This window comes from Sphingobium sp. R-21 (genome assembly GCF_049913335.1).
In the GTDB taxonomy this organism is placed as follows: domain Bacteria; phylum Pseudomonadota; class Alphaproteobacteria; order Sphingomonadales; family Sphingomonadaceae; genus Sphingobium.
This window is the reverse complement of record NZ_CP184375.1, coordinates 60,606-74,614: the sequence shown is the minus strand read 5'-3', so window position 1 is coordinate 74,614 and position 14,009 is coordinate 60,606. Positions and strand designations below refer to the sequence as shown.

At 61.2% G+C, this 14,009-nt stretch carries 12 protein-coding genes; 8 read left to right on the top strand and 4 right to left on the bottom strand.

All coding sequences use genetic code 11. The features are described from left to right. Nucleotides 1–51 precede the first annotated feature (51 nt). On the top strand, nt 52–879 hold the full coding sequence (locus ACN9MX_RS15165; RefSeq protein WP_363736501.1) for an enoyl-CoA hydratase/isomerase family protein: 828 nt from the start codon (nt 52–54) through the stop codon (nt 877–879). Nucleotides 880–905: 26 nt separating this feature from the next. Here the strand turns inward: ACN9MX_RS15165 and ACN9MX_RS15160 are convergent, their stop codons facing one another. Continuing rightward, complete coding sequence (locus tag ACN9MX_RS15160; protein ID WP_363829236.1) at nt 906–1,370, bottom strand: hypothetical protein; 465 nt, start codon at nt 1,368–1,370, stop codon at nt 906–908. Between ACN9MX_RS15160 and ACN9MX_RS15155 the strand changes: the two genes are divergently transcribed. From ACN9MX_RS15155 to ACN9MX_RS15135, 5 genes are all read left to right on the top strand, one after another. Beyond that, complete coding sequence (locus ACN9MX_RS15155; protein WP_426387709.1) at nt 1,357–3,786, top strand: TonB-dependent receptor; 2,430 nt, start codon at nt 1,357–1,359, stop codon at nt 3,784–3,786. The two genes, ACN9MX_RS15160 and ACN9MX_RS15155, sit on opposite strands and share 14 nt — an antisense overlap. Before the next feature lie 216 nt (nt 3,787–4,002). After that, complete coding sequence (locus ACN9MX_RS15150) at nt 4,003–4,926, top strand: nuclear transport factor 2 family protein (RefSeq protein WP_363829231.1); 924 nt, start codon at nt 4,003–4,005, stop codon at nt 4,924–4,926. A gap of 109 nt (nt 4,927–5,035) precedes the next feature. Then, nucleotides 5,036–5,371, top strand: a complete 336-nt coding sequence (locus ACN9MX_RS15145) for an EthD domain-containing protein (RefSeq protein WP_363829228.1) — start codon at nt 5,036–5,038, stop codon at nt 5,369–5,371. A 67-nt stretch (nt 5,372–5,438) separates the two neighbouring features. Beyond that, nucleotides 5,439–6,620 carry an NADH:flavin oxidoreductase gene (locus ACN9MX_RS15140; RefSeq protein WP_426387708.1) on the top strand — a complete coding sequence of 394 codons (1,182 nt, stop codon included), beginning with the start codon at nt 5,439–5,441 and terminating at the stop codon, nt 6,618–6,620. Nucleotides 6,621–6,687: 67 nt separating this feature from the next. Continuing rightward, nucleotides 6,688–7,908 carry a cytochrome P450 gene (locus tag ACN9MX_RS15135; RefSeq protein ID WP_363829224.1) on the top strand — a complete coding sequence of 407 codons (1,221 nt, stop codon included), beginning with the start codon at nt 6,688–6,690 and terminating at the stop codon, nt 7,906–7,908. Between the two features lie 48 nt (nt 7,909–7,956). Here ACN9MX_RS15135 and ACN9MX_RS15130 read toward each other — a convergent pair whose 3' ends face one another. Together ACN9MX_RS15130 and ACN9MX_RS15125 are read right to left on the bottom strand one after the other, a co-directional pair. Continuing rightward, nucleotides 7,957–8,514, bottom strand: a complete 558-nt coding sequence (locus ACN9MX_RS15130) for a VOC family protein (RefSeq protein ID WP_363752448.1) — start codon at nt 8,512–8,514, stop codon at nt 7,957–7,959. Nucleotides 8,515–8,582: 68 nt separating this feature from the next. Then, nucleotides 8,583–9,116, bottom strand: a complete 534-nt coding sequence (locus tag ACN9MX_RS15125) for a nuclear transport factor 2 family protein (protein ID WP_133651465.1) — start codon at nt 9,114–9,116, stop codon at nt 8,583–8,585. Nucleotides 9,117–9,312: 196 nt separating this feature from the next. Here ACN9MX_RS15125 and ACN9MX_RS15120 point away from each other — a divergent pair, with 196 nt between their 5' ends. Together ACN9MX_RS15120 and ACN9MX_RS15115 are read left to right on the top strand one after the other, a co-directional pair. After that, complete coding sequence (locus ACN9MX_RS15120; protein WP_363752444.1) at nt 9,313–10,203, top strand: hypothetical protein; 891 nt, start codon at nt 9,313–9,315, stop codon at nt 10,201–10,203. A 75-nt stretch (nt 10,204–10,278) separates the two neighbouring features. Beyond that, entirely contained in the window at nt 10,279–11,526 is a 1,248-nt protein-coding gene (locus ACN9MX_RS15115; protein ID WP_363829222.1) for a cytochrome P450, read from the top strand. Nucleotides 11,527–11,599: 73 nt separating this feature from the next. Here ACN9MX_RS15115 and ACN9MX_RS15110 read toward each other — a convergent pair whose 3' ends face one another. Continuing rightward, nucleotides 11,600–13,999 carry a membrane-bound PQQ-dependent dehydrogenase, glucose/quinate/shikimate family gene (locus tag ACN9MX_RS15110; RefSeq protein WP_363829221.1) on the bottom strand — a complete coding sequence of 800 codons (2,400 nt, stop codon included), beginning with the start codon at nt 13,997–13,999 and terminating at the stop codon, nt 11,600–11,602. Between the last annotated feature and the right edge of the window lie 10 nt (nt 14,000–14,009).

Here is a 14,009-nt window from a genome sequence, read left to right as displayed (position 1 = left end):
GCACCGCGGCGATCGACCACCTTGCCCCCGTCAGAACAAAAGGGACCGTTGATGTCCGCAGATCTTTCTTCCTATGCGCATTTCGAGGGGCTGGCCTTCGAACGTCCTGCCCCCCATGTGCTGCGGATCACGATAGACAATCCAGCGCAAATGAACGCGCTCAACCAGCCCCTGCTGAAATCCATTCACGGAGTCTGGGGCGTGCTGGACAGCGATCCGCTCACCCGCGTCGCAATCATCACCGGCGCGGGGCGATCATTTTGCGCGGGGGGCGCCTTTGATGCCATGCCCGATGGTGCGCAGGAAAAGGGCGTTCAGTTCAATCATGATTTCGCCGAGGCGCGTGTCCTCGTCAACAACATCGTCAATTGCCGCAAACCCGTCGTTTCGGCGATCAACGGCCCGGCTGTGGGCGCCGGCCTCGCCATCGCATTGCTGGCGGACATTTCGGTCGCTGGCAGCACCGCCAAGCTTTTCGACGGGCATCTGCGGATCGGCGTGGCGCCCGGCGACCATGCGCTGCTCATCTGGCCGCTGCTGTGTGGCCTTGCCAAGGCGAAATATCATCTGATGACCAACCGTCCGGTCACGGGGGAGATGGCAGAGGCCATGAACCTGGTGTCCCTTTCCGTTCCGGACGAAGAATTGCAACAGGCGGCGCTGGCCATTGCGGTGGACCTTGCCGCCACCGCGCCGACGGCGTTGCGCATGACCAAATATCTGCTGAATTCCTTCCTGCGCAAAAATCAGGATGTTTTCGATCTTTCGGCAGCGTTCGAGATGATCAATTTCGGCAGCGCCGAAAATCAGGAAGCGATGCGGGCCTATCGGAATCGTGTCGCGCCGGAGTTTGACGATCGGGGTAGCGGCTTCTGGTGAAGTCGTGGAGAAGAACTTTCCGATTTTCAGCATGCTCGCCCGCTGATGCGGGACATTTTTGCAACGGAGCGGGAAAAATTGCCGTAATGCCCGTAAGTATCCGCGAAGTAGTCCGATCGGACGAAAGAAGAATCAGAAAGAAAACTAATCGGCGCAGAATATCCAAGGAATTCCGCTTCCGTTTCAGGGCCATGCTGAAACGGCAGGGTGATGTTCGCCACGGAATTTCGAGGAAGTGGCAAGGCGACGGAACTTGTCGCTGAAATTTCAAATTCTAGGAGTTGGAATGTGAGGAAGGTCGTATTTTTATCGTCTACCGCGATTTTGTCCCTGGCGGCTTTCGCGAATCCGGCAATGGCGCAGGAGCCGGCTGCAGCCGCGTCCGCCCAGTCCGAAGCAGGCCAGAACGACACGAACCAGCTTGAATCGATTGTCGTTACGGCTCGCCGGGTCGAGGAAAACCAGCAGAAGGTGCCCGTGGCCGTCACCACGCTGACCGCCAGCGCACTGCGCGAGCGGAATGTGAGTTCGGTCAGCGATCTGCAATATAACGTCCCCAATCTTCAGATCAAACCGAGCACGCTTTATCCCTCGCAGGTCGAGTTCATCCTACGCGGCCAGCGCCAGGTGCTGTACACGGATGAAAATGTGGTGACATATGTCAACGGCGTACCGCAGGGCACGCGCGGACTCATCCTCTACGATATGGAAAATGTCCAGTCGCTCAAGGGCCCGCAAGGCACCCTGTTCGGCAAGAATTCCATGGGCGGCGCCATGGTGTTCACCACGACAAAGCCGAAATATGATTTCGGCGCAGAGGGCACGTTCGATTACGGCAACTACAACCTGATGCGGTTCAATGGCGTCGTCAACGTGCCGTTGGTTGACAATGTCGCAGCGCTGCGTATCGCCGGCCAGGTCGAACGACGCGACGGCGTCTACAAGAACAGCTATCCGGGGATGCACGATCTGGGCGATCGTGACAATGACAGCCTTCGGGCCACCCTATTGCTGCAACCCAGTTCCCGGTTCGAGAACCTCCTGACCGTGGACTACCAGCGCCGGAACGAAATTCCCTATCCTGCCATCATCGAGGCCGCTCCGCTCAACGCGACCGGCTTTGCTGCGCTGGTCTCCAACCTCACGCAGCAGGTCGTCACCCAGCAGAGCGCGCTGGGCGGTGGCACGGCGCAGGTGCAGGGCAATCTGCTGGTGCGGACCGGAAGCCCGTTTAACGTCAACATGCTCACGGGCATCAATCGGGTCATTCCCGGAATCGGGCCGATTGCGCCTGGCGCCACGCCCATCACCCCCGTCAACGGTTTCGGATCGAAGGTGAGAACCTGGGGTGTTTCGAACAGTTCTACCTATGAACTGAGCGATGTCATCACGCTGAAGAACATCTTCGGATACCGTGAAGAGCGAGCAACCGACCATTCCGATCCGGCCGGCATATCCGGTACGACAGTCGACACCTCGCTCTTCCTCAACTGCGTGTTCGATCCCACCGGCGCATGCAACGGCGGGGTGCCGTCGCCGTTCCCCGGTCAGTTTTCGAACAACAACACCAATATGTTCAATAACATAAAAACACTGACGGAAGAATTCCAGGTCATTGGCAAGACCGACAGTCTGAACTTCATCGCAGGTGGTTTTTACAGCCATAATAATCTGCTTTATACCGTCAATTCCTACTTCTCGGTCGGCCCGCTTTCGCTTTATCCCTTGCAGACGCGCCATGCCACGGCGACGACCAAAAGCGATTCCTATGCCGTGTTCGCGCAGGGCACCTACGATTTCTCGAATTTGGGACTGGAGGGCGTTCGCCTGACCGCCGGCGCGCGCTACACCTGGGACAAGCGTGATTATTTCAGTGAAAATTTCTTCTCTGCAAGCAACGCGGCGCAACAGCAATTCGCTTCCTCCCCCGGCGCGATCTGTAATGAGCTGAACGGCAGCGCTGACGGTGTGACAGGGGTCAATGACGGCACGAATTGTTCGATTTCGGGTAATCGTACGTACAGGGCCCTCACATGGACCGCGTCTCTGGAATATCAGGTCACGCCGCAGACCCTGGTCTATTTCGCCAACCGCCGCGGGTTCAAGGCCGGCAGCCCCAATCCGACGACCCGCTCTCCGCAATTCGCCTTCTTCAATCCGGAGCGGATCACGGATTACGAACTGGGCTTCAAGCATCAGGGGCGCCTGGGTTCCGTTCCTTATAGGCTCAATGTCGCGGGTTTCATCGGCAAGTATAAGGATATCCAGACCCAGAATATCCTGACTTTCTGCAGCGACAGCATCAATTGCAGCTCCGCTCAGGGCACCTATACCGATCTCATCGTGTTCAATGTCGGGCAGGCGACGATCAAGGGCGTGGAAGTGGAAGCGTCGGTCAAGCCCTTCCCCGACCTTACCCTGGATGTCGGTTATTCCTATCAGGTGGGGCGTTACGGGAAAGGCTCCATCCTGCCGCAGCCGACCGACGCCACGAAGCCAATCTATGACGGCAATCCGATCGATTACACGGGCGGCACCGATCTCAACGGTCGGGAATTTGCCGGCGTGCCGCGCACGACTTTAAACGTGGCGGCGACCTATCATGCCAGCTTCATCCCGGAGAGCTTCGCGAAAGTCTCGCTGAGCGGCAATTACTCCTATCGCGGCAATACCAAGGGGTTGAGCGTCCAGGGCATCTATCAGACGCCCGCCTTCGGTATTTTCGGCGGCCGACTGTCGTTCAACGAATTGTTCGAAACGCCGATGTCGCTGTCCTTCTGGGCGCAGAATCTGACGAACAAGGACCACAAGCTGTACTGCGCCGACAACCTCTACAGCATCGGCTATGCCTCCTGCCGTTGGGGTGAGCCCCGGACCTATGGCGCCACGCTCGGCTTCAAGTTCTGATCGATTGGATCTCCGCCCGGCATGGTTTCGGGCGGAGATCTTCCCTTATGGGACATAGCCGGTAGCGGCTTGTGAAGCAGAGCTGCTCTCTAGAGCGATTTCCAAGCGATCGGACCGATCGCTGATCGAAACCCGCTCTAGTCTGCCCGGACGAAGGGGTGATGTCTGGTCAGGGATAGTCTGTGTCGCCAGAGGATAGGATGACTGGGAACGGACATGGCGCTGCCAGGTGATATCGATCGGTTCATTCGCGATTATGTCCGCGCCTTCAACGCGCGCGATTTGGACAGTGTGGCATCGCTCTATGCGGAAGATGCGACCCTGGAGGACCCGGTCGGCAGCACGATCGTGCGCGGCAGGCCGGCCATACGCGCCTTCTACGAGCAATATAAGGACCAGCCATCCTATCTCCATTATTCCGGTGATTGTCGTGTCGCGCAATCGGCCATCGCCTTCTCCTTCGTCGCCTGCATCGGCACTGGAGCCGATCTCCACGTCGTTCGGATCTTCGACAGTTTCCGGTTCGACGATGCGGGCAAGATCAACGAAATGCGCGCCTTCTGGGGTGAACCCGACCTCGGCGGCATTGTCGAGGACCAGGCGCCGGGCGCTCCCTTGCTGTTGCCGCTGGCCGGGCGTGTGGCACTGGTCGCGACTGGCGGCACATCGATCGGTCATGCCTGCGCGCGCCTTTTGACGCTTGCCGGCGCACGCGTGGTCGTAAGCGGGGACTCCGAATCCGCCCGCGAACGCCTGGTCGAAGAGCTTCTTTCTATCGGCGGACAGGCGATCGCGATCTCCGGTCCTGCGCAAGATGCACCGTCCCGCGCGATCGATCTGATGGGGCGGCTGGATCATGTGGTGAATGTCGTTACAGAAAAGGATGCGACTGTCCGGTGGAACGGCGCGTCGCAAATCGCCGCCAGTGGGCGATCAGGCGCTATCGTGGATATCATGTATTCGGACCCCGTAACGATCGCGCGGCGGCCGGCGGGCAACGGCATTAGGAGCAATGCCCTGATCGTCGATGGCGGACATGCAGTGTCGCAAGAGGCCGCGGCGCGCGTGGCGAATGCCGCCCTGATGCTGTTTCTCCCCCAGGCGGCAGCGATCGACGGCCAGACTCTGCGCGTCATCTGATCCAGGAACGGCGCCTCCGCGTCACCTGCCTTAGTCTCTACGGACCATGCAGCAAGGCGTCCCCAACTCTAACCAGTTCCGAAGACAAAAAGGCGAACGGGAGACGTTGATGCCGGTAAAGATGATGGCATTTCTGAAGGCCAGGGAAGGCATGTCGCGGGCAGCCTTCATTGCCCATTACGAAACTCGTCACGTGCCGCTGGTCCTCAGCATCATGCCCGGGATTGTCGATTACCGGCGCAACTTTCTTCCTGAGTCCGTGGGCGGCTTCGACGTGGTGACGGAAATCTGGTATGCCGATCAGGCGGCCTTCGACAAGGCGATGGCGCTTGCCAGTCAGCCCCCCGGCGGCGACCTGATCGCGGAAGATGAGGAAAAGCTGTTCGACCGCTCTCGAACGCTCGTCCGCGTGGTCGAGGAACGAGGCGGGCCGATCGCGGACTGATGACGGAACAGGGCCGGTCTGGGGCATCGCCCTTCGGGGAGCGACAGAAGAAGGAAAGTGGACGGCGATGGCTGCGCATGGATTGGATGAGCCGGACATGGAACTCGGCCCCTTGTTCGATCCCTTTGAAATCCGTGGGCTCAGGCTGAACAACCGCATCGTCATGCCCGCCATGGGACGCCATTTCAATGACGATGGCGTGCCGAGCGAAGCCTATGTCGATTATTTCCGCCGCCGCGCCGCCGCTGGCACGGGCCTGCTGATCACTGAAGTGGCCTCCGTCGAACATCCCGTTTCGCAGGCGCATCCGGGTTATGCGCGTCTGCATGGCGAGGATGCACTGGAATCCTATGGCCGCATCGTGGAGGCGGTACATGGGGCAGGGGGACGGATCATCCCTCAGCTGGTGCATTGCGGCACCGTCCGCGAAGTCGGAGCGTCGCCCAATCCCGATCTGGCGCCGCTCAGTCCGTCGGGCCTGTATCTGCCCTTTGAATCCTTTGGCGACAAGCCGGCGGTCAGGCAGGTGGCCGAGCCGGCGTCCGTCAAGGATATCGACGCAGCCATTGATGGTTTCGCCCGCAGCGCGCGCTACGCCAGGGCCCTGGGTTTCGACGGTGTGCAACTGCATGGCGCCCACGGTTATCTGATCGACCAGTTCTTTTGGGACAAGATGAACCGGCGCCAGGATGCTTATGGCGGCAGCTTGGTCGATCGCACCCGCTTTGCAACCGAGGTCATACGGGCAGTGCGTGAGGCCGTCGGCGAGGATTACCCCGTCTTCTTTCGCTGGTCCCAATGGAAACAGCAGGATTATTGGGCGAAGCTGTGCCAGACGCCCGCTGAACTGGAAGACTTCCTGACTCCATTGTCGGAGGCGGGCGTTGACATATTCGACTGTTCGACCCGCCGCGTATGGGAACCCGAATTCGATGGCAGCCCGCTGAATGTGGCCGGGTGGACCAGGCGGATCACCGGCAAGCCCACCGTGACCGTCGGCTCGATCTCGCTGGATCATGATCCGCTGCCGAGCAAGGAAGTGGGTGACAGGCCGGCCGAGCGGCAATTGCATGGCCGTTGCCCGCGCAGCATCCAGCATGTCGTGGGCATGCTTGGGCGGGGTGAATGTGACCTTGTCGCTGTCGGGCGCGCTATGATCACCAATCCGGACTGGACCCGCGATCTGCGCGACCGGCGGTGGGACAAGCTGGGCAATTATTCGGCGGACGCCCTGGCGAGATTGCACTGATGCGGTTCAAAACCCGGCCGTCTCGCCGACAGGGAAGCACGCACGGACAGGATATTGGAGGATGACCATGGCAGAAGAGACAGCGCAGCCCGTTCGGCCCGATCATGTGCCAGCCGATCGCGTTTACGAATATGACCTGTATGAAGCGCCCCGCGAGGTTACGAGCGATTATCAGATCGATATCGTCCGCCGCCTCCACCGGGAGGCGCCCGATATCTTCTGGACGCCCAAAAATGGGGGCCATTGGGTCGTCACCCGCGCGCGTGAGATTGACATGTGCCAGCGCGATGGAGAACTGTTTTCCATGCAGGACGTCGTGCTGCCGGCCGGCGCGAAGCCGTTCATCAATATCCCGCTGGAAACCGATGGGCCTGCGCATTCGGCCTATCGCAACGTCCTGCAGCCTGCATTCACGCCCGCCCGGATCATGCAACTGGAACGGGATATCCGCGCCCTGGCGATCGAGCTGATCGAAGGGTTCGTCGACAGGGGCGAGTGCGAGTTCGTCGGCGAATTTTCCGCCATCCTGCCCATCGAGATCTTTATGCAGCTTGCCGATCTGCCCAAATCCGACAAGGCGGATCTCATGAGGTGGGCGGATGCCTCGGTCCACCCGCGGACGCTGGAGGAACGCATCTGGGGCTATGGCCAGATGTCCGCCTATATCGAGGCGTTGATGGCCGAGCGGGCGGACGGTGCGCGTGAGGACGTCATTTCCATGATTATGCGCGGGCAGGTGTTTGACCGGGAAATGACCCATGAGGAACGGCACAGCATGATCCTGAACGTGTTGCTGGGCGGGTTGGATACCGTGATGGCGACCATGGGCGTCATCGCGCGCTTCCTTGCCACGCATCCCGACCATCGCCGGCAACTCAGGGAAGATCATGCCCTCATACCGCGGGCGATCGACGAACTGATGCGCTTTTACGGGGCGACCGGAACCGCGCGCGTGGTCACCCGCGATATCGAACATGATGGCATCCTGTTCCGGAAGGATGATCGGATCCTGATCCAGACCATGTTCCATGGCCAGGATGAGCGGCGCTTTGACAATCCGGACATCGTCGATTTCAACCGCAAGGATGTCCGCCACGCAACCTTCGGGCAGGGCAAGCATCGTTGCATCGGCGCCATGCTCGCCCGGCTTGAAATGCGCATCTTCATCGAGGAATGGCTTCAGCGGATTCCGGAATTCGACGTCGCCGCCGATGAATGTGCGATATTGGAGCGCGGGATGGTCAATTCCATGCGGAAACTGAAGCTGGTGTGGCCCCGTCTCGGCTGAAGGGCCGCCCTGGAGGGCCGCCTGACCCCTTTGGAGTCATCCGGGGCGTCAGGCGGCGGGTTCGTTGACCAAGGCCCAGAAATCGCGGCGGGGATCGGAACCATCCCAATGGTCCGCAATGTCGACGATCGCGCGATAGACCGGGTCGAGCGGGCTGGGCAGCGCGAGCTGCAAAAGAACAGCGTCTGGATTTTCCTGCGGCTCATAATAGGATTCGAAGGCGTTTCCGGCTTCATCGACATATTCCATGTGCGGCTTCAGGTGCAGGCCGCGTGCCGCCGCGTCCCCGACCGTGGCTTCGAAATCATTGCTGAAATAAGCCACATGGTGCAGGCCGCCCGAGGGGTGGCGGTCAAGGAACTCGGTGAAGGTCGAGCGCCTGTCGTCGTCCTGGCTCACCAGTTCCGTCAATTGTCCGGCAATGACGACGAAGGCGGCCGAAACATGGATGCGGATCAATTCCCCCCGGAAACGCGCCGCCATTTCCGTACCGCGGATGAAATGCGCAGGGCCGATCCCCGATGCCAGCAGCCTGTCCACGGCCGCGTCGATGTCGGGAACGACATAGGCGACATGATAGGGTTTGGCGTCGATATATATGCTCATGCCATGACTTCCCGTGCATGTCCCGGCTTCTGCCGGGAGGGCGTCATCCTGTCCGGCGGTCCCGCCTTCTATCGCTCGATCCGGGCACGGCCCGCGACTAGATTCAGTACTTCATAGGCGGGATCCTTGACCGAGCGGGAACCCTGGATGAAGAGATCGCCCCGCAGGAAATCCTCGCCGATGGGGGCGCTGGAGGACCATTCGGAAACGCAGCGCCGATCCTTGATCGCCCAGACGCCGTCGCGTCTTTCCATGACATCGACATAGCGGCCGACCATCATGTCGAGCATTTCCGTTCCGTCGGCGTCACGGGTCAGCGAAGCGAAGAAGGTCGTTTCCGCACCCGCCCTGTCGCCGTCCACCCTGATCCGGGACTGGCCGAGCAGATGGGTCGCGTTCTTCCAGACCGAACTCAGCGAGTCCGTGACCGCGTCGGCGAACTGGGGGCCGGTCATCTTCATCGGACCATGATCGTCCCAACTGTCGGGATGATAGACATCCTCCACCGCGTCGCGATCGCATCGGTCGCAGGCATGGACATAGGCCTCGATAACCTCGCGAATCTCGAAATGATCGACGAGGCGCTGCACTTTGGGGTCCATTTCGCTCTCCCATTTTTATCGCGATCCGACCCGCATGATGCACCAATGCCGCATTGGCATCGTCCGATCGAACGTGGTGCCGGCGCGAAACGCATGCTGCTGTGTCGCTCGACGGCCGGAAATGCGACCTTTTGTCGCGATCTGCGCGCTGATTTTAAACGGACGCCGGCAGAGGCGCCGGAAATTGGAGAGAGCCATGACCGACAGTGTAAAGGCCGGAAAAGCGGGCGCTTCCGCGGTGCTGGATCAAGGCCCAGCCGCGCCTCCTCCGCGCCAGGCGCTTTCGTCCATCTTCATCGTCATGACGGAAGCTTTCGAAGGTCAGGAGGATGAATTCAACGACTGGTACACCAATATCCACTGCCATGACACGATGCGCCTGCAGGGCAGCGTGGCGGTGCAACGGTGGAAACTATCACCCTATCAGCTCCGCTATAATGCCCGGCACTTCGGGCCTGAACAACGCTGGCTGTGCATCTATGAACTGAACGACACGCAACAGAATATCGACGATCATATCGAGCAATGCTTCAGCGATCGCATGCCGATAACCTCGGCGCAGCGCATCGACAAGGCGGAAGACTTCTATTATGTCCCCGCGCTATCGGGAAAGACAGCGGTCGAATCCTATGACTCGCGCAATGGCGACGTCCTGCTCATCCGCATGAATGTGAAGAAGGGCAAGGAAGGCGAGTTCATAAAATGGTATCGTGAGGACTATCTGCCGCGGACCTTGCGGCTTACGGGATTTATCGCCGGAGACCTCTACAAGGCGGCCGATATCCAGTTGATCGATGCCGTGCCCCGTTATGAGTTTTCCGCCGTCTACCATATTGCCGATCCCATGGTCGCGGTCGAAAGCCTGGACAGCCATCTGGCGCAGGCGAGTACGATACTCGACTGTCCCTTCGTCGAGCCCGACAGCATCGGCATCGCCTGCTACACGGCGATTACCAACCGTTTCACGGCCGAACAGGCCCATAACCTGCCGCCGGCCCAGAAGGCGCTGGAGGACGCGTTCAGGGCCAATATGGGCAATCGTCGCCACATGGCGGAGTCGCCCGACGGACTGAAGATCAAGCGCTGAAAAGGACGAAACCGGGCAGGACGTGGCAGCCGTGCCCTGCCGTTCAGTCGCAGCAGGTCTGAAGGATCAAGCAAGATGGCGGACGACGGAGAGAGCAGGGTAGCGGCCCTGCGTCGGGATTTGCAGCGCGCGATGAGCGACCAGGTCGGCTTCGGCCGGCCCGACAGCCTCTATGCCGAACTTCGGGAGATCGACCCGGTGTCGGAGGCCAATGGCATACGCGTGGCGACCCGCTTCGAGGATGTCCTGACCGGATATCGCGACCAGTGCTTCAGCCGCCACAGGCAGGCGGTGGCCGAAGCCCTGGCCCATGGGGCAGGCAACGCGCGGGACGAGACGCTGAAACTGGCCTGGGAAGCATCGACCGCGATGTTGATCAACGCGGACGGGCCCGACCACAAGCGGCTGCGCCAGATATTGGAAGTCGCGTTCAAGCCGACCCAGATACGGAAATGGGCGGAACGCATCCAGTCGATTACCGACGAACTGATAGCCAATGTAAGCGGCAGGAGAGAGTTCGACTTTCTGCGCGAACTGGCCTTTCTCCTGCCGGAGCGGGTGATCTGCGAACTGATGGGCGTTCCGCTGGAAGATCACGGTCTGTGGGGCAAATGGACCGCGGATATCGTCGCCGCCGCCCGGACGCATGAACCGAGCCCCGCCACGATGAAGGCGGTCGAGGATGCGCATCGCAATTTCTTCCTCTATTTTCGTGACCTTGTCCGGCAAAGGCGCGCGAACATGGGGGATGACCTGGTTTCCCTCCTGATCCGCGCCGAAAGCGAGGGCGACCGGCTGAGCGAGGTCGAACTGCTGGGCACGTTGCAGATGCTGATAGAGGCGGGCCATGAAACGACAGGCAATCTGATCGCCAATGGCATGTACGAATTGCTGCGGCATCCCGACCAATATGCGCTGCTGCGCGACCAGCCCGAACTGACCGACGGCGCGGTCGAGGAAATGCTGCGTTATTGCAGCCCCGCCCAATGGTCGCTTCCGCGCGAGCCGGTCGTTGATGTCGAACTGGGTGGCGTTCCGGTTCAGGCGGGCACGCCTGTCCTGCTGTCGCTGCTCGCCGCCAATCGGGATCCCTCCCTGTTCGACAAGCCCGACAGCTTTGATATTCAGCGCAATCCGAACCGCCATCTGGCCTTTGCCGGCGGGCCGCATTTCTGTCTCGGCAACCAGCTCGCGCGCACGGAAGCGCGCATCATGTTCCGTGGTATCATGACGAGATTGCCGGTGCTTGAACTCGCCGAGGAACCAAGGCTTCGCGACGCATTTGTGCGGGGTTATGACAGCCTCCGCGTCCGCGTGGCTTAAGTTTTGGGGCAGCCTTCGGCGTTCTGCAAGGAAAGGGGGCGGGCCTGAGTGGTTCGCCCCATTTTTTCAGGGATCAGGGGAGGCGATAGGCGATGACATAGTCGCCCACCTGGGTTCCCATGCCGGCATGTCCCCCGGCCGCGACCACCACATACTGCCTTTTGCTGGCGGGCGAATAATAGGTCATCGGGGTAGCCTGTCCGCCGGCCGGAAGGCGGCTGCGCCATAGCTCGCGGCCGGTCGCGCTTTCATAGGCCCTCAGGTAACGGTCCTGCGCGGCGGCGATGAAGAAGATCCCGCTGGAGAGCGCAACCGATCCGCCGGTATTGAACACGCCGATCGGAAGCGGAAGTCCCACTTTCATGCCGAGTGGCCCGGTATCGCTGGATGTCCCGAAGGGATGCTGCCAGAGGATCTTGCGGGTCTTGAGGTCAATCGCGCTGATCCGGCCCCATGGCGGCTGGATGCAGGGGACGAACAGGGGGGACAGGAAGGGAACGGCCTGCGCGGCATAGGGAGTCCCTACTTGTGGCAGCCCGGCCTCCGCGCCGCTCTTCGTTTCCGGCGATCCACGGCTGGCCTGGCCAGCTCCGGTCGAATTGGGTGCTCGGCTAAGGCCCATGGCGTTCGCCTTGGCGCGGGGTATGAGGGTCGTCTTGAACGGCGTGTGGCTGGTGTTCACGATAAGAATGCCGCGTTGCCGGTCGATGGTGACGCCGCCCCAACTGACTACGCCGGCACTTCCGGGATAGGATATGGTTCCCTGCGTCGATGGCGGCGTGAGCGGGCCTTCATAGCGTAGCTGGCGATATTTGATCCGGCAGATGAGCTGGTCGATCGGCGTCATCCCCCATGCCGACGCTTCGGTCAGTCGTGGCCCGACAAGGCTTGGCATGCCCACGGAATAGGGCTGCGTCGGCGCCGTGAAATCTCCCGGTACGGCGCCGCCGGGTGCAGGACGTTCCTCGACGCGGGTCAGCGGCTTGCCCGTCAAACGGTCCAGCACGAACAATTCCCCCCTTTTCGTCGGTTGGACGAGCGCCGGGACAGTGGCGCTGCCCATCGGGAAATCGACCAGGCTGGGTTGTGCGGGCAGATCCTGATCCCACAGATCGTGGTGAATGGTCTGGAACCTCCAGCGCAACTGGCCAGTCCGCGTATCCAGCGCCACCAGGGCGCTGCCGAACTGTTCCATCACCGGCTTGCGTCCTCCGCCGAAAAAGTCCGGCGTGGGATTGCCCAGGGGCACGAACAGCAGGTTGTTTTGCGCATCCGCCGTCAGTGGCGCCCAGGAATTGGGCGTGCCGCGCGCATAATCGCCCGCCTGGGGATCCGCGCCATTGATTGCGGCGCGATCGCCGGCGCCCAGATCCCATGCCCAGGCGAGCTTTCCGCTGACGGCATCGAACGCCCTGATCACGCCGGATGGTTCGCCCACCTCTGCCCCGTCCATGACGTTGGCGCCGACGATCACCTTGTCGCCGACGACCAGTGGCGCAGAGGTGGTGAAATAATAGCCCGGACGAACGCGGCCGAGGCCTTTTTTGAGATCGACGCGTCCCCCCTCACCAAAGCCGGAACAGGGACGGCCGCTCACGGCGTCCAGCGCCTGCAGGCCGCCGTCGACGACCGGGGAGAAGATGCGCTGCCGGCATTCGCCGCTGCCGGCTTGATTGTCGGCGGTGGCATAATAGGCGACGCCACGGCATGCCTTCAGCGGAGACCAGCCATAGCTGACCTTGGGGTCGTACATCCACAATCGCCGGCCGGTCGTCGCATCGATGGCGTGAACCTGCGTATGCGCGGTGCACAGGAACAGGCGGTTGCCGACCTGCAGCGGCGTCGTTTCAAAGGTCCAGGCGGTCTGCGCATCATTGGGGCTGGGCAGGTCGCCTGTTCGATAGACCCAGGCCCGTTCCAGCCTGCCCACATTGGCGCCGTCGATCTGCCCGAGCGTCGAAAAGCGGCTTGCGCCGAGATCGCCGCCATAGGTCGCCCAGTCCGATGTCGCCTGTGCGACAGGCGGCATCGAGCCGTCGTCCGGATTGGGCAGGCGCATCGTGACGGTCCAGGTCATGGCGCCAAGCAGCAGGACCAGAACGGTTCCAACAGCAAGCCGGCGCGCGCCGAACCGGTGCCACAGCCATGGCAGCGCCATGCCGGCGGCAAGGAAAAGGGGTGCACCCAACCGAGCGAATAGCGGCCAGAAGGCAGGGCCCGCTTCTGCCCAAGCCCATATCGCCGTTCCGGCGAGAAAAACCGCATAGAGCAGATAGCCGGAGGGCCGTCGGCGGAACAGCATCACTGCACTGGCCAGCAGCGGAAGGCTCGACACCGCATAATAAGGCGATCCGCCCAGTTGCAGCAGCCTCAGTCCCCCGATGAGGAAGAACAACCCTGTCAGAAGCAGGATCGTGGCTGACGCATAAGGCCGGTTGGGGATGCGGTGATGGGGCGCCGGCTTTTCCGACATCGTCTCTCTC

What these genes read in the sequence shown, in the direction of transcription:
- ACN9MX_RS15145 (WP_363829228.1), top strand. Translation starts at nt 5,036, where the DNA reads ATGCCGGTAAAGATGATGGCATTTCTGAAGGCCAGGGAAGGCATGTCG.
- ACN9MX_RS15150 (WP_363829231.1), top strand. Translation starts at nt 4,003, where the DNA reads ATGGCGCTGCCAGGTGATATCGATCGGTTCATTCGCGATTATGTCCGC.
- ACN9MX_RS15165 (WP_363736501.1), top strand. Translation starts at nt 52, where the DNA reads ATGTCCGCAGATCTTTCTTCCTATGCGCATTTCGAGGGGCTGGCCTTC.
- ACN9MX_RS15110 (WP_363829221.1), bottom strand. Translation starts at nt 13,999, where the DNA reads ATGTCGGAAAAGCCGGCGCCCCATCACCGCATCCCCAACCGGCCTTAT.
- ACN9MX_RS15115 (WP_363829222.1), top strand. Translation starts at nt 10,279, where the DNA reads ATGGCGGACGACGGAGAGAGCAGGGTAGCGGCCCTGCGTCGGGATTTG.
- ACN9MX_RS15135 (WP_363829224.1), top strand. Translation starts at nt 6,688, where the DNA reads ATGGCAGAAGAGACAGCGCAGCCCGTTCGGCCCGATCATGTGCCAGCC.
- ACN9MX_RS15140 (WP_426387708.1), top strand. Translation starts at nt 5,439, where the DNA reads ATGGCTGCGCATGGATTGGATGAGCCGGACATGGAACTCGGCCCCTTG.
- ACN9MX_RS15125 (WP_133651465.1), bottom strand. Translation starts at nt 9,116, where the DNA reads ATGGACCCCAAAGTGCAGCGCCTCGTCGATCATTTCGAGATTCGCGAG.
- ACN9MX_RS15120 (WP_363752444.1), top strand. Translation starts at nt 9,313, where the DNA reads ATGACCGACAGTGTAAAGGCCGGAAAAGCGGGCGCTTCCGCGGTGCTG.
- ACN9MX_RS15130 (WP_363752448.1), bottom strand. Translation starts at nt 8,514, where the DNA reads ATGAGCATATATATCGACGCCAAACCCTATCATGTCGCCTATGTCGTT.